This is a genomic window from Microbacterium phosphatis (genome assembly GCF_049177115.1).
Taxonomy (GTDB): Bacteria; Actinomycetota; Actinomycetes; order Actinomycetales; family Microbacteriaceae; genus Microbacterium; species Microbacterium phosphatis.
On the sequence record NZ_CP185370.1, the window covers coordinates 1,551,931 to 1,570,321 of the forward strand.

An 18,391-nucleotide genomic window follows, 5' to 3' on the forward strand; every position below is an offset into this window, starting at 1 on the left:
ACGAAGACGTGCGGGTCAGAGACCGGCGACCTTCGAGGCGAGAGCCGACTTGCGGTTCGCTGCCTGGTTCTTGTGGATGACGCCCTTGCTCACGGCCTTGTCGAGCTTCTTGGCGGCCTTGTTGAAGGCGGCCTCGGCGGCGGCCTTGTCACCAGCGGTGATGGCCTCGCGCGTCTTGCGGACGAACGACTTCAGCTCGCTCTTGACGGCCTTGTTGCGCTCGCGCGCCTTCTCGTTGGTCTTGATGCGCTTGATCTGCGACTTGATGTTTGCCACGTGTCAGAAGACTTTCGTTCAGAGGTTGATCGGACGATGTCGATTGACAAGAGAGGGGTGTCGCACGACGGGTGTGGGATATCCCACACGCAAGCCAAGGACCAAGCTTAGCAGGTCAGTCCTGTGATCCTGTGCGTTGACCGGCCTCCAGCGTGGCGATCGCCACGTCGAGCACCGCGTTGAACACCTGGGGCTGCATCGCGGTCATCAGGTGCGTGCTGCGCGGCACAACGATGAGCTCGGCGTGCGGCACGAGCGAGACGAACAGGCGCTCGTGCAGGCGCATCTGATCGTACTGGCCGTTCACGAACCACGTGGGGATCCGGATCCGCTCCAGCGCGGTCAGCAGGTCGAGGATCGACAGGCTCCGCAGAGCGATGTCCTGCGCGAGATACGCGTAGCCGCCGGCGCCGAAATCCCCGCGTGTCTCCTCCGGCAGCGTGGCACGCAGCACGGCCTCGGTGATGCGGGCGCCCCGGCCCGGGAGCGCGTTGAACCCCGCGGCGATCGCCCGATACGCGCGCAGGCCCAGCCCGCGGGGGAGAGCGGTGCAGCCGGCCGCGATGAGCGCCGCCACCGGGGGAGGCTCGGCCGATCCGGCGTACTCGGTCGAGAGGAGGCCGCCCATCGAGTGGCCCACCAGCAGCACGGGCCCGCGGGCGGCGGCCGCGCGCACCGCCGCATCGATCGTCGCGAACGCCTCATCGAGGGCGAAGACCTCGTCGATGCGGGTGCCGTGACCGGGAAGGTCGACCGCCGTCACTGCGACGCCCCGGGCCTCGAGGTGGGCGCGCTGGGCCCGCCACATGGTCGCGGACGTGCGGATCCCATGCACCAGCACGACCTGAACGGGTGCCACGTCGATGGCCATGCGCACCACGTTACCGAACGACTTCGGGGTCGGAGGCTCGAAAGCCGCCGACCCCGAAGCCGAGGAGATCAGTTCAGATCAGAACGTGATCACTTCTCCCAGCCGACGTTCTCGACGGGCGAGAGGCCGAACAGGTCGAGACCGGTGTAGGTCTCGGGCGTGAGGTTCGCCAGACCCTCCTTGGCCATCGAGATCCAGGGGCCCATGTACAGCGGCAGGATGCCCCAGGTCTCCTGGATGATCTCCGACTCGAGCTTCAGGCCCGCCTCGGTCTGCTCCTCGGCGGTCGGCAGAGCGGCCACCTCGTTCGCGATGCGCTCGTCGATCTCCGGCGTGCCTGTGGCCGACAGGTTCAGGCTGCTGTCCGAGCAGTACAGCTGGCACATGTAGGCCACGCCGTACGGGTCGCTCGAGGAGAAGCCGAGCAGGACCAGGTCCCAGTCCTTCGTCGACAGCACGGTCGAGAAGTCGCTCGCGGGGCGGACGTCGATCTCGACCTTGACGCCGACGGCGGCCAGCTGCTGCTGGATGACCTGGGCGCGGGCCTGCGTGATCGGGTCGTCGCCGAAGATCGGCAGGCGGCCCTCGAGGGCCACGCCGTCCTTCTCACGCACGTCGCCGCTGAGCGTCCAGCCGGCCTCGTCGAGGATGCTGTTGGCCTCCTCGGCGTTGAACTCCCAGCCGGCCTCGGAGAGCGCGTCGACGTAGCCCTCCTGGAACGGGAAGAGGCTCAGCGAGCCCACCGGGTCCTCGGTGTAGTTCAGGCCATCCCACATGACCTCCTTGATCTGCTCGCGGTCGATCGCCATGAGCATCGCCTTGCGCACGTCGAGGTCCGCGAACTGCGGGCGCTCGGCGTTGATCTGCAGGAGGTTGGTCGCCGTGCGCTGGGCGCGGTAGGTGACGGCGCCGTCGACGTCCTTGAGCTGCTCGAGGTTGTCGGCGGTGAGGTTGTCGGCGTAGTCGATCTCGCCGTTCTGGAACGCGTTGACCATGGCCACCGGGTCGAGGACGCGGAAGGTGACCTTGTCGAGCAGCGGCTTGTCGCCCCACCAGTTCTCGTTGGGGACGAGGGTGGCGGTGCCGCCGTTGAGGTCGAGGTCGTCGAGCTTGTAGGGACCGGCGCCCCACTCGGGGTGCGCCTCCTCCTGGTAGCCCGTGTTGAAGACCTCAGGGCTGTTCACCTTGGGGTGCATCGGGTTCCAGAACAGGCCCTTCCACCACGGGTAGACCTGCTTGAAGGTGACGACGGCCTGGTACTCGTCCTCGCCCTGCTCGACCGACTCGATGAGCGAGTAGCCGTCGGTCGACGAGGGCGCGTACTCCTCGTTGGTGCCGTTGAGGGCCTCCCACGTGACCTTGTACGACTCCCACGTGAAGGGGGTGCCGTCGTTGAACTTGGCCTTCGGGTTGATCGTGAAGGTCAGGACGGTCTTGCCGTCCTTCTCCTCGGCCTCCCAGCCGGTGAGGTAGTTCGGGTTGGCCGACGCCTCGCCCTCCGGCGTCATGAGGATGGTCTGGGGGTTGTACCAGGTCCACAGCGTGGTCGTGTCGACCGAGCCGTCGCCGTGGTTGGGGTTCATCTGGGGCGTGATCTCGGTGATCGGGAAGACGACCTCGCCGCCCTCCTTGAGCGCGTCCCGGTCCTGCGGGTTGTAGTCCGCGCCGGTGATGGTCTCCTTGGGCGTGTCCTCGTCGCCGCCGTTGCCTCCGTTGCCGCCTCCGCCGGCGCAGCCGGCGAGGGTCAGAGCGAGCGCGCCGCCTGCGGCGACCACGCTCAGCACCTTGTGCTGAAGCTTCATTGCAGTGCTCCTTTCGACGCCTTGTGAGCGCCTGTGTTTTGGTGGGGACTTATTGAGTTGTGAGTCTGGTGGCGGCGGGTGTCCGAGCGGAAGACCCGGTCAGCGCCAGTGGCAGGCGTTGACGTGCACGCCGTCCTCGCCCGTGAGCGGGGGCATCACGCCCTCGCAGAGCTCCTGCTGCTCCGGTGCGAGTGTCCGGTACAGCGGGCAGCGCGTCACGAACGGGCAGCCGCGGGGCTCCTCGGTCGGGCTCGGCAGGTCGCCGGTGAGGACGATCCGCTCGCGGGTGCGCTCGATCCGGGGGTCCGGCACGGGGATGGCCGACAGCAGCGCCTGCGTGTACGGGTGCTGCGGGTTGTCGAACACCGCGTCGACGTCGCCGTGCTCGACGAAGCTGCCGAGGTACATGACCGCCACGCGGTCGGCGATGTGCCGCACGACCGACAGGTCGTGGGCCACGAACAGGTACGACAGGCCCAGCTTGACCTTCAGCTCGTCGAGCAGGTTGATGACGCCGGCCTGGATCGACACGTCGAGCGCCGAGACGGGCTCGTCGAGCACCACGACCTTGGGGTTCGTCGCGAGCGCCCGGGCGATGCCGATGCGCTGGCGCTGGCCTCCCGAGAACGCGGTCGGGAACCGGTCGCTGTGGGCGGGGTTGAGGCCCACGAGGTCCATGAGCTCGTCGACGCGCGTCTCGATGCGGTCCTTCGACTCGCCGATCGTGTGCAGCGGCTCGGCGATGATGTCGTACACCGTCATGCGCGGATCGAGGGCGCCCATCGGGTCCTGGAAGACGATCTGGATGTCGCGGCGGAGGTCGCGCTCGGCGCGCGCGCTGCGGATGTCCGCCACGCTCACCCCGTTGATCCGGATGTCGCCGTCCTGCTGCTGCGCGAGATCCATGATCTGCAGCAACGTTGTGGTCTTGCCCGATCCGGATTCGCCCACGATCGCCATGCACTCGCCCTCGCGGACGTCGAAGCTGACGTTGCGGACCGCGTGCACATCGCCGATGCGGCGCTTGAAGAAGGCGCCCCGGGTGAGCGGGAAGGTCTTCACCAGGTTGTCGACGACGAGGGTCGCGGGGCGCTCCTCGCGCGGCGTGCGGACGAGGGCGGACGTCGGCACCTCGGGCACCGGGTAGACCGGGTGGCCGTCGATGTAGCCGGCGCGGATCTCCTCGGCGCGGATGCACGCGGCGCGGTGCTCGACCTTGCCGCCCACGGGCAGCAGCTCGGGCTCCTTGCGGCGGCACGCGTCGACCGCGATCGGGCAGCGGTCGGCGAACGGGCAGGCGTCGGGCAGGTTCACCAGCAGCGGCGGGTTGCCCTTGATCGGCACCAGCGGCTGCTTCTCGGCCTTGTCGACGCGGGGGATCGCACCCAGCAGGCCGATCGAGTACGGCATGCGCGTGTCGGCGAACAGCTCGTCCACCGGCGCCTGCTCGATGGGCTTGCCCGCGTACATCACGAGCACGTCGTCGGCGATGTTCGCCACCACGCCCATGTCGTGCGTGATCATGATCACCGCGGCGCCCGTCTCGCGCTGGGCGGTCTTGATCAGCTCGAGGATCTGCGCCTGGATCGTGACGTCGAGGGCCGTGGTGGGCTCGTCGGCGATGATCAGCTTCGGGCGGTTGGCCATGGCGATCGCGATCACGACGCGCTGGCGCATGCCGCCCGAGAACTCGTGCGGGAACGACTTCAGCCGCTTCTCCGGGTTCGGGATGCCGACCAGGCGCAGCAGCTCGATCGCGCGGGCGGAGGCCGCCTGGCGCGTCATGCGGCTGTCGTGCACCGTCAGGGCCTCGATCAGCTGGTCGCCGATCGTGAACACCGGAGTGAGCGAGGTGAGCGGATCCTGGAAGATCATCGCGATGCCGTTGCCGCGCAGCTTCGACATCTGCGCGTCGGTCTTGCCGAGCAGCTCGTCGCCGCCGAACCGGATCGATCCGGCCACGCGGGCGTTGTCGTCGAGCAGGCCCATGATGGCCAGCGACGTGACGGACTTGCCGGATCCGGACTCGCCGACGATGCCGAGCGTGCGCCCGGGCAGCAGGTCGAACGAGACGCCGCGGACGGCGTCCACGCGTCCCGCCTCGGACGGGAAGCTGACGGTGAGGTCGCGGACCTCGAGAACGGCGGTGGTGGTGTCTGCGAGTGTCATGCGCGGCCTCCCGCCGCCGAGGTCGGGTCGAGCGCGTCGCGGAGACCGTCGGCGACGAGCGCCATCGAGACCGTGAGCAGCGTCAGGGCGCCGGCCGGGAAGTAGAAGAGCCAGGGCGCGCTCGAGATGCTGTTCGCGCCGATGCCGATGAGCGAGCCCAGCGACACGTCGGGCAGCTTGACGCCGAAGCCGATGAACGACAGGCCGGTCTCGGTCAGGACGGCCGAGACGACGCCGAGGGTGAAGTTGATCACCAGCAGCGAGCCGATGTTGGGCAGCATGTGGCGCATCACGATCGTGAAGCCGCGGACGCCCATGTAGCGCGCCGCCTGCACGTACTCGCGCTCGCGGATCGACAGCGAGAGCGTCCAGATCACGCGGGCCGAGAAGAACCAGCCGACCAGGATCATCACGAGCGAGATCACGCGCCAGTCGCCGCCGGCGTCGTTCGAGATCATCGCGAGAATCAGGAAGGTGGGGGTCACCATCAGGAAGTGGATGACGAGCAGCGTGACGCGCTCGAACCAGCCGCGGAAGTACGCGGCGGCGGCGCCGATCACGGCTGACAGCACCGTTGTGCCGACGGCGACCGTGATGGCGATCATCAGCGAGCGCTGCAGGCCGACGACGACCATCGCGTACAGGTCGTTGCCCGCGTTGTTGGTGCCGAACCAGTGCTCGGGGCTGGGCGGGTCGCTCAGCGCGAGGAAGTCGAGCTCGATGTGGTCGAACTGCTGGAACAGCGGCCCGAGGATGGCGAAGAGCACCAGCAGGACGAAGATGCCGAGGCCGATGAGGGCACCGCGGTTGCGGACGAAGCGGCGACCGTAGAGCTCCCACTTGGACAGGCGCTTGCGCCCGGGGGCGCGCAGCTCGGTCTCGCTGGGCGGCGGGTTGTCGCCGTGCTCGAGGGGGTCGGCCAGTTTGTCGATGCTCATGTCAGCTCACCCGCACTCGGGGGTCGAGGATCACGACGGCGACGTCCGAGAGGACGGCACCGACCGCGGTGAGCACGGCGCCGAACGCCGCGACCGCGACGACACCGTGGATGTCGTTGAGCGTGATCGTGTCCAGGAAGTACTTGCCCATGCCCTCCCAGGCGAAGATCCGCTCGGTGAGGATCGCGCCGGTGAAGATCGCGGGGATGGAGAACGCGACCTGGGTCGCGACGGGGATCAGCGACGTGCGCAGCGCGTGGCGGCGCACCGCCTGGGGCTTGGTGAGGCCCTTGGCGCGCGCCATGCGCACGTAGTCCGTCTTGATGTTGTCCAGCAGCAGCGAGCGCTGCAGGAAGTGGTACTGCGCGTAGCCGGTGATCACCAGCGCGAGCGTCGGCAGCACGAGGTGCTGGAGCGTGTCGACCACCTGTGGGAGGAATCCGCTGACCCCGACGGACGATGCGCCCGTGACGTAGAAGATGCGCGTCCCGACGGCGTTGTTCAGCGCGATCGCGAGCAGCACGATCGCGAGGGCGCCGACGACGATCGGGATGTTCATGGTGACGATCGAGACGCCCTGCCACACCCGGTCCGCCGTCTTGTACTGGCGCGATGCGGTGTAGACGCCAAGGCCCACACCCACGATCGTGAGGAGGATCGTCGCGCCGAGCATCAGCTCTGCCGACACCCACATGCGGTACGCGACCTGCTCGTTCACCGACTGGCCGACGGGGCTGACTCCCCAGTCCCATCGCGTGACGATGCCGCTGAACCACCCCCACCAGCGCTCGAGGAGGGGCACCTTGTCGTCGAGGTTGCGGGGGCGCAGCAGGCCCACGATCTGCTCTTCGGACAGAGGAGGGCGGCGACCGACGTAGTTCGCGCGGGGGTCGAGATAACCCCAGGCGAGGAAGTACGTCAGGTTGGTCACCGCCGCGATCATCAGCAGCCAGCCGCCAGCGCGGCGGAGCAGGAATCGGATCACGTGTCAGGACTTCTTTCGTAACGAACGTTGTGGGGACTCTACCCCCGTGCCGGAAGGTCGCCGTCGACCGTCCCGAAGTGTGCGAAAAGCGTTACCGTTCCGCGCTCCAGACGTGAAATTACTGCAACATGCGCGAATCACGCGTGCAACATGCATCGTGTTGCACCGGAGCGATGGGGAGTTTAGCCGCCCATCGGGGTCGATCCCGGCACCGCACGCCGCTGTGTGGGGGCTCGGCGGGCGCACCGTAGACTCGAGGGGACATGTCACCCCGTGCTTTGAAGCCGCTCGAGCCTGCCGCCACGCCCCCCGAGCGCATCCGAAACTTCTGCATCATCGCCCACATCGACCACGGCAAGTCCACGCTGGCCGATCGCATGCTGCAGATCACCGGCGTGGTCTCGGACCGAGACATGCGCGCCCAGTACCTGGACCGCATGGACATCGAGCGCGAGCGCGGCATCACCATCAAGTCGCAGGCCGTGCGCATGCCGTGGGAGGTCGACGGCGAGACCGTCGCGCTGAACATGATCGACACGCCCGGCCACGTCGACTTCACGTACGAGGTCTCCCGGTCGCTGGCGGCCTGCGAGGGCGCGATCCTCCTCGTCGACGCGGCGCAGGGCATCGAGGCCCAGACGCTGGCGAACCTGTACCTCGCGCTCGAGAACGATCTGACGATCATCCCGGTGCTGAACAAGATCGACCTGCCCGCGGCCGATCCGGAGCGCTTCGCCAAGGAGCTCGCCGATCTGATCGGCGGCGACCCGGACGACGTGCTGCGGGTGTCCGGCAAGACCGGCCAGGGCGTCGAGGAGCTGCTGGACCGCCTGTCCCGCGAGATCCCGGCGCCGAAGGGCGACCCTGAGGCGCCGGCGCGCGCCATGATCTTCGACTCGGTCTACGACGCCTACCGCGGTGTCATCACCTACGTCCGCATGATCGACGGTCACCTCTCGCCGCGCGAGCGCATCCAGATGATGTCGACGAAGGCGACCCACGAGGCCCTCGAGATCGGCGTGTCGGCCCCCGAGCCCGTGCCCTCGAAGGGGCTCGGCGTCGGCGAGGTGGGCTACCTGATCACCGGCGTGAAGGACGTGCGCCAGTCGAAGGTCGGCGACACCGTCACCACGCATCGTCAGCCCGCGACGACGGCGCTGGCCGGCTACGTCGATCCGAAGCCGATGGTCTACTCGGGCCTGTACCCGATCGACGCCAGCGACTACCCGGATCTGCGCGAGGCGCTCGACAAGCTGAAGCTGTCGGATGCGTCGCTCGCGTACGAGCCCGAGACCTCGGTCGCGCTGGGCTTCGGCTTCCGCTGCGGCTTCCTCGGGCTCCTGCACCTCGAGATCATCACCGAGCGCCTGGAGCGCGAGTTCGGCCTCGACCTCATCACGACGGCTCCGTCGGTGATCTACGAGGTCACGAGCGAGACCGGCGATCAGATCGTGGTCACCAACCCGAGCGAGTACCCCGACGGCAAGATCGGCGCGGTCTCCGAGCCGATCGTGAAGGCCTCGATCCTGACGCCCAAGGACTACGTCGGCACGGTGATGGAGCTCTGCCAGAACCGCCGCGGCACCATGCTGGGCATGGACTACCTCTCGGAGGAGCGCGTCGAGCTGAAGTACACGATGCCGCTCGGCGAGATCGTGTTCGACTTCTTCGACCAGTTGAAGAGCCGCACGCAGGGCTACGCCTCGTTCGACTACGAGCCCGCCGGCCGCCAGGAGGCCGACCTCGTGAAGGTCGACATCCTGCTGCAGGGCGAGCGCGTCGACGCGTTCAGCGCGATCGTGCACCGCGAGAAGGCGTACGGCTACGGCACGGTGATGACCGAGCGCCTGCGCAAGCTCATCCCGCGCCAGCAGTTCGAGGTGCCGATCCAGGCCGCCATCGGCGCCCGCGTGATCGCCCGCGAGAACATCCGCGCGATCCGCAAGGACGTGCTCGCCAAGTGCTACGGCGGCGACATCACCCGCAAGCGCAAGCTGCTCGAGAAGCAGAAGGAGGGAAAGAAGCGCATGAAGATGGTCGGTCGCGTGGAGGTCCCCCAGGAGGCGTTCATCGCCGCGCTGTCCGGTGATGTCGAGACCAAGGGCAAGTAGGGCTCCCGGTCCCAGAACGTAGGGTGGAGAACATGCGTCGCGGCAGCTTCCAGGACGAGACGGTCGACTACGCGGCGGTCGGCGCCACGCAGGCGAACGATCTGCTGCAGTACCCGCCGAAGGGCAGCCTCCCGGCTGCCGATTCGTGGCGCATCGGCTCGGGCGACGATCGCTTCGCCACGGCCAGCGAGGCGCTGCTCTCCTGGGGCGCGCTCAAGGGCGCGGGCCTCCGGGTCAGCGACGTGCGCCCCGCGCAGGGCCCGGCGTACTCGGGTGTGAGCTTTGACAGCGAAGGCACGCCCGTGGCGCCGTCGCGCCTCGAGAGCGACCAGCGCTACGACGCCGACGGCACCCCCTATGCCGGCCCCGGCACGACCCTGCGGGTGCACGGCCGTGTCGCGGGCATGCGCGCCGACGCCGAGCTGCGTGTGATCTTCGTGATCGAGGAGGCGCGTCGCGTCGGCTTCGCGCTCGGCACCGTGGGCGGGTCCATGGTGAGCGGCGAGGAGTCGTTCATGCTCGAGTGGCGCGAGAACGACGAGGTCTGGTTCACCGTGAAGGCGTTCGACCGCCCGGTGGGCCTGCTCTACCGGATGTTCAAGGGCTTTGTGCGCCGACGCCGCAAGGCGTTGTTCGCCGGCTACCTGCGCGCCATCTCGCCGTTGTTCGCGACCCCCGGATCTTGAGGCTCCGCTGATGGCCGGCCCGCTGCCCCTCGGTGATCCGGCCCCGGCCGACGGACGCCTGCCCGACGACATCCGGATCGATCCGGACGTCGCGTTCGGCGTCTACCTCCACGTGCCGTTCTGCCGGGTGCGCTGCGGCTACTGCGACTTCAACACCTACACGTCGGACGAGCTGCGCGGGGCCCGCCAGGATCAATACGCCGGCACGCTGCTGCACGAGATCGCGCTCGGCCGCGATGTGCTCGCGCACGCGGGCCCCATCCGGGCCGCGTCGACGGTCTTCTTCGGCGGCGGCACCCCGACCCTGCTCCCGGCCGGCGACCTCGGCCGGATGCTGGAGGGCGTTCGCGGCGCCTTCGGCATCGCCGACGGCGCCGAGATCACCGTCGAGGCGAACCCCGACACGGTGACGCCGGCGGTCGTGCGCGAGCTCGCCGCGTCGGGAGTGACCCGGATGTCGATCGGCATGCAGTCGTCGGTGCCGCACGTGCTGGCGGCCCTCGACCGCACGCACACGCCCGCCAACGTGCGCACGGCCGTGGACGCGGCGCGCGAGGCGGGGCTCGACGTCAGCGTGGACCTCATCTACGGCGCGCCGGGGGAGACCCTGGCCGACTGGGAGGCCTCGCTCGACGACGCCCTCGCGCTCGGCTCCGACCACATCTCGGCGTACGCGCTCATCATCGAGGACGGCACGAAGCTCGCGAGGCAGATCCGCCGCGGCGAGGTGCCCGCGCCCGACGACGACCTGCAGGCCGACATGTACGAGCTGGCGGACGCGAAGCTCGCCGCCGCCGGGTTCGACTGGTACGAGGTGAGCAACTGGTCGCGCGGCGAGAAGCACCGTTCGCGGCACAACCTCGCCTACTGGCGCGGCACCGACTGGTGGGGCTTCGGCCCCGGCGCCCACAGCCACGTCGGGGGCCTGCGCTGGTGGAACGTCAAGCATCCCGCCGCCTACGCCCAGCGCCTCGCGCTCGGCGAGTCGCCGGCGGCGGGCCGGGAGACCCCCGGGCCCGAGGCCCGCGCGCTCGAGCGGGTGCTGCTGGAAAGCCGGATCCGAGAGGGCCTCGCTGTCGACTCGCTGGATGCGGGCGCGCGCCGCGCCGTCGCGGGGCTCGTCGCCGATGGGCTGATCGACGGAGCGTCCGCGATCCGCGGCCGTGTGGTGCTCACCCTGCAGGGACGCCTGCTGGCAGACGCCGTGGTGCGCGCACTCACGGAGTGATCCCGGCTAGAATTGGCACTCAGTACGAGCGAGTGCCAAGCGCGATCGGGAGGTGCCCATGGTCACGGAACGCGGACTGAAGGTGCTCCGTGCGATCGTCCAGGACTACGTCGACACGCACGAGCCGGTCGGCAGCAAGTCGATCGTCGATCGCCACGCGTTCGGCGTCTCGGCCGCGACGATCCGCAACGACATGGCGATGCTCGAGGACGAGGAGCTCATCACCGCCCCGCACACGTCCTCGGGGCGCGTGCCCACCGACAAGGGCTACCGCGTCTTCGTCGACCACCTCGCCGAGCTCCGGCCGCTCACGCCGGCGCAGCGCTCGGCGATCTCGACGTTCCTGCAGGATCCCGCCGACCTCGACGACCTGCTCTCTCGCACTGTCCGGCTGCTGACCCAGCTCACCGGGCAGGTGGCGCTGGTGCAGTACCCCTCGTTCGCGTCGGCGAACGTCACGCACGTCGAGCTGGTGCGGCTGGACGACATCCGGCTGCTGGTGATCATCGTCACCGACACGGGGCGTGTCTCGCAGCGGCTGATGTCGACGCCCGCGGGGGTCGACGAGGCGGGGGTCGCTGTGCTGCGTGCGCAGATCGCGACGCTCATCAGCGGCCGCTCGGTGCGCTCGGGCTCCGAGCGGATCGAGGCGATGCGCGCGGCGGCCCCGGCCGAGCGCGCGCCGCTGGACAGCGCGCTGCTCACGATCGCGGCGGTGGTCGCCGAGGAGCTCGACGAGTTCCGGCAGGATCGGCTTGTGATGGCCGGGGCGGCGACCCTCGCCAAGCGCGAGCAGGACTTCCGCGGCAGCATCCATCCGCTCCTCGAGGCGATCGAGGAGCAGGTCACGCTGCTGCGGCTGATGTCCGAGATGGCGCCGGACGAGAAGGGCCTGTCGGTCTCGATCGGTCGCGAGAACGCGGCGTTCGGCCTGGCCGAGGCGTCGATCGTCGCGAGCGACTACGACGCCGCCATCGGCCACGCGCGCGTGGGGCTCATGGGTCCGACGCGCATGGACTATCCCAGCAACCTGGCCACGGCCCGCGCGGTGGCGCGGTACCTGTCCCGGCTGCTGGACGAAGACGAGAACCGCCGCTGAGGCGGACTTCCGGATGAGCGGATCGCGCGGGCGCGCGATCCGATGAGAGGCGACTGTGGCTGACCACTACGAGGTCCTGGGTGTGTCGCGCGAGGCGAGCACCGACGAGATCAAGAAGGCGTACCGCAAGCTGGCGCGCCAGCTGCACCCCGACGTGAACCCGAGCGATGAGGCGTCCGAGAAGTTCAAGCTCGTGACGCACGCGTACGAGGTGCTGAGCGACGACGAGAAGCGCCGCCGCTACGACATGGGTGGCGACGAGGCGATGTTCGGCGGGGCCGGCGGCGGCTTCGGCGGCTTCAGCGACATCTTCGAGACCTTCTTCGGCGCCGGGGGCGGTGGCGGCCGCGGCGGTCGACCGCGCTCGCGCCGGGAGCGCGGGCAGGACGCGCTCGTGCGGGTCACCCTCGACCTCGGCGACGTCGTCTTCGGCGCGCACCGCGACCTCGAGGTCGACACGGCCGTGCTGTGCGAGACCTGCCAGGGCTCGTGCTGCCAGCCGGGCACCAGCACCGAGCGCTGCGAGATCTGCGGCGGCTCGGGCCACGTCCAGCGCCAGGTGCGCAGCCTCCTCGGCAACGTCGTCACCTCGCAGCCCTGCGGCTCCTGCCAGGGCTACGGCACGACGATCCCGCACCCCTGCACCTCCTGCAACGGCCAGGGTCGTGTGCGCTCGCGCCGCACCGTGTCGGTCGACATCCCCGCGGGCGTGGAGTCGGGCCTGCGCCTGCAGATGCCCGGTTCGGGTGAGGTCGGCCCCGCCGGCGGCCCGAACGGCGACCTGTACCTCGAGGTGCACGTCAACCCGCACCCGGTGTTCAGCCGCGACGGCGACGACCTCCTTGCGACGCTCGAGGTGTCGATGACCGATGCGATCCTCGGGGCGACGACGACCATCGACGCGCTCGACGGCCCCGTCGAGCTCGAGCTGCGCCCCGGCGTGCAGGGCGGCGACATCCTCACGATCAAGGACCGCGGCATCACCGGCCTTCGCACCAGCGCGCGCGGCGACCTGCGGGTCGGCGTCCACGTCGTCACGCCCACGAAGATCGACGCCAAGACGCGCGCGCTGGTCGAGGAGCTCGCGCAGCGCACGAAGGCGCCGAAGCCCCAGCTGGCCGAGTTCCACCAGGGCCTGTTCTCGAAGCTGCGCGACCGGTTCCGGAACAGCTGACGCCCATGGCGCTGCACTTCATCGACGAGACCGCCGGATCCATCGCGGTCGGCGACACCCTGACGCTCACGGGCGCCGAGGCGCACCACGCCGCGGCCGTGCGGCGCGTGCGGGTCGGCGAGGCCGTGACGGTCACCGACGGCCGAGGCGCGTGGCTCGAGGGGGAGTGCGAGGCGGTGGCGCCCCGCGAGGTCGTGGTCCGGATCACCGGGCGTCGCGACGAGAGCGAGCCGCGCCCGCGCCTCGCGCTCGCTCAGGCGCTGGCCAAGGGCGACCGCGACGAGCTCGCCGTGCAGGCGGCCACCGAGCTGGGCGTCGACGAGATCGTGCCCTGGCAGGCGTCGCGGAGCGTGTCGCGCTGGGAGGGCCCCAAGGCCGAGAAGGGCCGTCAGCGCTGGGCGACCATCGTGCGCGAGGCGGCCAAGCAGGCCCACAGGGCCTGGCTGCCCGAGGTCGCCGCCATCGCCACAACGGCCGCCCTCGCCGCGCGGGCGGCCGGTGAGCGCGTCCTGGTGCTCGAGCCGACCGCCGAGGTGCGCCTCAGCTCGCTCGATCTGACGGGGGACTCGTCCATCGTGCTGGTCGTGGGCCCCGAGGGCGGCATCGCCCCGGACGAGCTCGCGCGCCTGGAGGCGGCAGGCGCCGCGCGGGTGCGGCTCGGCGACACGGTGCTGCGCACCTCGACCGCGGGGCCCGCCGCCCTGGCGCTCGTCAATGCGCGCCTCGGGCGCTGGTGACCCGCGGGCAATAGACTGAAGGCATGAGCGAACCCTCGATCTTCACGCGCATTCTGCAGGGGGAGATCCCCGCCACGATCGTCGCCGAGACCGACCGGGTGTTCGCGATCGAGGACATCGCGCCCCAGGCCGCCGTGCACCTGCTGGTCATCCCCAAGACGCCCTACCGCGACGTCGCCGAGCTGGCGGCCGGCGATCCGACCCTGCTCGCCGAGATGGTGGCGGTGGCCCACGACCTCGCCGCCGAGCGCGCCGACGGCGATTTCCGCCTCCTGTTCAACACCGGGGCGGGTGCGGGCCAGACCGTCTTCCACGTGCACGCGCACCTGCTCGCCGGTGGCAGCCTCGGAGAGAAGAGCCTCGTCGGTGCCTGATAACCGAGCCGGCATGGACGATGCCGATGTCATCACCGAGACGGTGACCGCCGACGGCGTGGCCATGGTGCAGCTGCTCGGCCCCCAGGACCGCCTGCTGCGGATGGTCGAGAGCGCGCATCCCGACGTGGACGTGCATGTCCGTGGCAACGAGATCACGCTGCGCGGGGCGGCGGAGGCCGTCCGCGCCGCGCGGACGCTCGTCGACGAGCTGCTGCAGATGACCCGGGCCGGTCACGCGCTCGGCGAATCCGACGTGGCCACCTCGGCCCGCATGCTGCGGGACGAGGGCGGACCCCGCCCCAGCGAGGTCATGGGCGAGGCGATCCTGTCCAGCAAGGGCAAGGTCATCCGCCCGAAGACCGCGGGGCAGAAGGAGTACGTCGACGCGATCGACGAGAACACGATCGTCTTCGGCATCGGCCCCGCCGGAACGGGCAAGACCTACCTCGCGATGGCGAAGGCCGTCCAAGCGCTGCAGCGCCGCGAGGTGGACCGCATCATCCTCACGCGCCCCGCGGTCGAGGCCGGTGAGCGCCTCGGGTTCCTGCCCGGCACGCTGACCGACAAGATCGACCCGTATCTGCGGCCGCTCTACGACGCGCTCAACGAGATGATGGATCCCGAGCTCGTTCCCAAGCTCATGGCCACCGGGACCATCGAGGTCGCCCCGCTCGCCTACATGCGAGGCCGCACCCTGAACAACTCGTTCGTGGTGCTCGACGAGGCCCAGAACACCACCCCCGAGCAGATGAAGATGTTCCTCACCCGTCTCGGCTTCGGCACCCGCATGGTCGTCACCGGCGACATCACGCAGGTCGACCTGCCCCAGGGCGCCTCGGGTCTGCGGCTCGTGACCCGCGTGCTGGACGGCATCGACGACATCCACTTCTCGCGCCTGACGAGCTCCGACGTGGTGCGCCACTCGCTGGTGGGTCGCATCGTCGACGCCTACAGCGAGTACGACGAGCGGCGGCTGGCCGCCCGCCACGAGCGCGACGAGGCCTCCGAGTTCGCCAACCGGGCCGAGCGGCGAGCCGCGGCTCCGCGCTCGAACGGCCCCCATGACCGCATGCCCAAGCGAGGACGATCGTGATCGACATCAACAACGAGTCCGCCGTCGAGATCGACGAGTCGGTCCTGCTGCGTCTCACGCAGCACAACCTGACCGCCATGCACGTCTCGCCGGACGCCGACCTGGCGATCGTGCTGGTCGACGAGGGCGCGATGGAGCAGCTGCACCTGCAGTGGATGGATGAGCCGGGCCCGACCGACGTCCTGAGCTTCCCCATGGATGAGCTGCGCCCCGGCACCGAGGACCAGCCGACCCCTCCGGGTCTGCTCGGCGACATCGTGCTGTGCCCGCAGGTCGCCGAGTCCCAGGCAGAGACCGCCGGCCACTCGACCATGGACGAGCTGATCCTGCTGACCACGCACGGCCTCCTGCACCTGCTCGGCTACGACCACGCCGAGCCGGAGGACGAGCGCGAGATGTTCGGCATCCAGAAGGAGCTGATCGCGTCGTTCGCCGCCGCGGAGCGCCGCCGACCCACCGCGTGAGCGCCGCATGACCGACACCGCCGTGCTCGCCCCGATCCTGCTCCTGTGCGGGGCGCTGGTCCTCCTTCTGTTCGCGGGTCTGATGTCCGCCGTCGACGCCGCGCTCGGCGTGAGCTCGCGCGGCGACCTCGTCGACCTCGCGACCGAGGGCCGCAGCACCCGCGCCCTGGCGCGGATCGCCGCCGACCCGGATCGCCACGGTGCGGTTGTGGTGTTCGTCCGCGTGCTCGCCGAGATGGCCGCGGCGGTGCTCGTGACGGCTGCGTTCACCCTGCTGCTGGATCCGCTGCCGTGGGGCAGCATCTGGTGGGCGATCCTGTTCGCGGCGGTCTCGATGGCCGCCCTCGACTACGTGGCGGTGGCCTCGAGCCCCGCGGTCTACGGCCGGCGGTACGCCGACAAGCTGCTGCCGTTCGCGGCCCCGATCGTGCGCGGCCTCCGGCTGCTGTTCGGGCCGATCGCGCACGGCCTCGCCAGCGTCGGCAACCGGATGACCCCGGGCGGCGGCCGGCGCAGCTTCGAGTCCGAGGAGCAGCTGCTCAGCATCGTCGACGAGGCCGCCTCCAACGCGCTCATCGAGGCAGACGATCGCGAGCTCATCCACTCGGTGTTCGACTTCACGGATCAGGTGGTGCGCGCGGTCATGGTGCCACGCACCGACATGGTCACTGTCGACGCCGACGCGGGGATGAACGAGGCGCTGCAGCTGTTCCTGGATCGCGGCATCTCGCGGATGCCGGTGGTGGACGGCGAGGTCGACGACATCGTCGGCGTGCTCTACCTGAAGGACGTCGTCCAGTTCCGCTTCCGCGGGGGCGTCCCCGAGGCGGGCGTGGGGCTGCGCGTCATCGCGCGGCCGGCGGTGTTCGTGCCCGAGCAGATGCGCGCCGAGACCCTGCTCCAGCAGATGAAGCGCGACGCGGTGCACGTGTGCCTCGTGGTCGACGAGTACGGCGGGATCGCCGGCCTCGTGACGCTCGAGGACCTCATCGAGGAGCTCGTCGGCGAGATCGCGGACGAGTACGACGTGCCCACCCAGGAGATCGTCGAGCTCGCGGACGGTCGCTACCGCGTGAGCGCCCGGCTGTCGCTGGACGAGGTGGGAGACCTGTTCGGCGTCGAGCTGGAGGACGAGGACGTCGACTCGGTCGGCGGCCTGCTCGGCAAGACCATCGGCCGCGTGCCCCAGCCGGGCGATGTGGCCGAGGTCGCCGGCATCGTGCTGACCGGCGGCACCTCGCGCGGACGCGGTCGCGGGATCGCGACGGTGTTCGTCGAGCGCAGCGAGGCCCTGATGGCGGTGGAAGAGGCGTTCGCCGAGTTCCAGCCGGTCACGGGCGAGGTCGCCATCGACAGGATTTCCGAGCCCCGCAACGGCGGCGCCGGCAGGAAGCGGAAGAAGGAGAGACGAGATGACTGACGAGAGCCAGCCCGAACCGCAGAGCGGGGCACGTTCAGGATTCGTCACGTTCGTGGGGCGTCCGAACGTGGGCAAGTCGACGCTGACCAACGCGCTCGTGGGCGAGAAGGTCGCGATCACCAGCGATAAGCCGCAGACGACGCGTCGCGCGATCCGAGGGATCCTGAACCGGCCCGCCGGACAGCTGGTGATCGTCGACACGCCGGGTCTCCACAAGCCCCGCACCCTGCTCGGCCAGCGCCTGAACGATCTCGTCGAGCAGGTGCTCGGCGACGTCGACGTGATCGCGTTCTGCGCCCCGGCGACCGAGAAGGTCGGCCCCGGCGATCGCCGCATCGCCGAGTCGCTCGACGGCTACGGCCGCGCCAAGAAGGTCGCGATCGTCACGAAGACCGACGCCGCGACCTCGGATCAGATCATGGAGCGCCTCCTCGAGGTCAACGCGCTCCGCGAGGACTGGGCCGCGGTGATCCCGCTGTCCTCGCTCACCGGCGATCAGCTCGAGGTGCTGAGCGACGAGCTGCTGCAGCTGATGCCGATCGGTCCGGCGCTGTACGAGGAGGGCGTCGTCACCGACGAGAGCACCGAGGATCGCGTCGCCGAGATCATCCGCGAGGCCGCCCTCGAGGGCGTCCGCGACGAGCTCCCGCACTCGATCGCGGTGACCGTCGACGAGATCAACCCCCGCGAGGACCGCGACGACATGACCGACGTGCACGCCAGCGTGGTCGTCGAGCGCGACAGCCAGAAGGCGATCATCATCGGCCGCGGCGGATCGCGCCTGCGCGACGTCGGCGCGCGCGCCCGCGCGCAGATCGAGCCGCTGATCGGCACCAAGGTGTTCCTCAAGCTGCACGTGCGCGTCGCCAAGGAGTGGCAGCGCGACCCCAAGCAGCTCGGCCGCCTGGGCTTCTGACGCGGCGCACCCGCGCCGCAGATCCGCCAGAGGATGCGGGCATGC

The 18,391-nt window shown here is 69.9% G+C and carries 17 protein-coding genes; 11 read left to right on the forward strand and 6 right to left on the reverse strand.

Annotated elements, in window-relative coordinates:
- Positions 1-15 precede the first annotated feature (15 nt).
- From rpsT to ACOKGD_RS07355, 6 genes are all read right to left on the reverse strand, one after another.
- Positions 16-276: a 30S ribosomal protein S20 gene (gene rpsT / locus ACOKGD_RS07330; RefSeq protein WP_342334818.1), complete on the reverse strand. Its 261-nt coding sequence runs from the start codon at positions 274-276 to the stop codon at positions 16-18.
- A 115-nt stretch (positions 277-391) separates the two neighbouring features.
- Entirely contained in the window at positions 392-1,147 is a 756-nt protein-coding gene (locus tag ACOKGD_RS07335; RefSeq protein WP_342334817.1) for an alpha/beta fold hydrolase, read from the reverse strand.
- A gap of 89 nt (positions 1,148-1,236) precedes the next feature.
- On the reverse strand, positions 1,237-2,949 hold the full coding sequence (locus ACOKGD_RS07340; RefSeq protein ID WP_342334816.1) for an ABC transporter family substrate-binding protein: 1,713 nt from the start codon (positions 2,947-2,949) through the stop codon (positions 1,237-1,239).
- Between the two features lie 99 nt (positions 2,950-3,048).
- Entirely contained in the window at positions 3,049-5,118 is a 2,070-nt protein-coding gene (locus ACOKGD_RS07345) for an ABC transporter ATP-binding protein (RefSeq protein ID WP_342334815.1), read from the reverse strand.
- Positions 5,115-6,056: an ABC transporter permease gene (locus tag ACOKGD_RS07350; protein ID WP_342334814.1), complete on the reverse strand. Its 942-nt coding sequence runs from the start codon at positions 6,054-6,056 to the stop codon at positions 5,115-5,117. Before ACOKGD_RS07350 ends, ACOKGD_RS07345 begins: the two co-directional genes overlap by 4 nt.
- Before the next feature lies 1 nt (position 6,057).
- A complete protein-coding gene (locus ACOKGD_RS07355; RefSeq protein WP_342334813.1) occupies positions 6,058-7,041 on the reverse strand; it encodes an ABC transporter permease in 984 nt (327 codons plus the stop codon).
- Between the two features lie 263 nt (positions 7,042-7,304).
- Between ACOKGD_RS07355 and lepA the strand changes: the two genes are divergently transcribed.
- The 11 genes from lepA to era are packed head-to-tail and all read left to right on the forward strand — an operon-like array spanning position 7,305 to position 18,346.
- Entirely contained in the window at positions 7,305-9,152 is a 1,848-nt protein-coding gene (lepA, locus tag ACOKGD_RS07360) for a translation elongation factor 4 (RefSeq protein ID WP_342334812.1), read from the forward strand.
- 32 nt (positions 9,153-9,184) lie between these two features.
- On the forward strand, positions 9,185-9,838 hold the full coding sequence (locus tag ACOKGD_RS07365; RefSeq protein ID WP_342334811.1) for a DUF1990 family protein: 654 nt from the start codon (positions 9,185-9,187) through the stop codon (positions 9,836-9,838).
- A 10-nt stretch (positions 9,839-9,848) separates the two neighbouring features.
- Positions 9,849-11,066, forward strand: coding sequence for a radical SAM family heme chaperone HemW (hemW, locus tag ACOKGD_RS07370; protein WP_342334810.1), 1,218 nt, complete (start codon positions 9,849-9,851; stop codon positions 11,064-11,066).
- Positions 11,067-11,124: 58 nt separating this feature from the next.
- Positions 11,125-12,165, forward strand: coding sequence for a heat-inducible transcriptional repressor HrcA (hrcA, locus tag ACOKGD_RS07375; RefSeq protein WP_342334809.1), 1,041 nt, complete (start codon positions 11,125-11,127; stop codon positions 12,163-12,165).
- A 55-nt stretch (positions 12,166-12,220) separates the two neighbouring features.
- Positions 12,221-13,339, forward strand: a complete 1,119-nt coding sequence (gene dnaJ, locus ACOKGD_RS07380; protein ID WP_342334808.1) for a molecular chaperone DnaJ — start codon at positions 12,221-12,223, stop codon at positions 13,337-13,339.
- 5 nt (positions 13,340-13,344) lie between these two features.
- Positions 13,345-14,076 carry a 16S rRNA (uracil(1498)-N(3))-methyltransferase gene (locus tag ACOKGD_RS07385; RefSeq protein WP_342334807.1) on the forward strand — a complete coding sequence of 244 codons (732 nt, stop codon included), beginning with the start codon at positions 13,345-13,347 and terminating at the stop codon, positions 14,074-14,076.
- 23 nt (positions 14,077-14,099) lie between these two features.
- A complete protein-coding gene (locus ACOKGD_RS07390; RefSeq protein ID WP_342334806.1) occupies positions 14,100-14,450 on the forward strand; it encodes a histidine triad nucleotide-binding protein in 351 nt (116 codons plus the stop codon).
- 13 nt (positions 14,451-14,463) lie between these two features.
- Entirely contained in the window at positions 14,464-15,546 is a 1,083-nt protein-coding gene (locus ACOKGD_RS07395) for a PhoH family protein (RefSeq protein WP_342334805.1), read from the forward strand.
- Complete coding sequence (gene ybeY, locus ACOKGD_RS07400; protein WP_342335522.1) at positions 15,540-16,010, forward strand: rRNA maturation RNase YbeY; 471 nt, start codon at positions 15,540-15,542, stop codon at positions 16,008-16,010. Before ACOKGD_RS07395 ends, ybeY begins: the two co-directional genes overlap by 7 nt.
- A gap of 7 nt (positions 16,011-16,017) precedes the next feature.
- A complete protein-coding gene (locus ACOKGD_RS07405) occupies positions 16,018-17,430 on the forward strand; it encodes a hemolysin family protein (RefSeq protein ID WP_342334804.1) in 1,413 nt (470 codons plus the stop codon).
- Positions 17,423-18,346, forward strand: coding sequence for a GTPase Era (era, locus tag ACOKGD_RS07410; RefSeq protein ID WP_342334803.1), 924 nt, complete (start codon positions 17,423-17,425; stop codon positions 18,344-18,346). The genes ACOKGD_RS07405 and era overlap by 8 nt, the downstream gene beginning before the upstream one ends.
- The last annotated feature ends 45 nt before the right edge of the window (positions 18,347-18,391 follow it).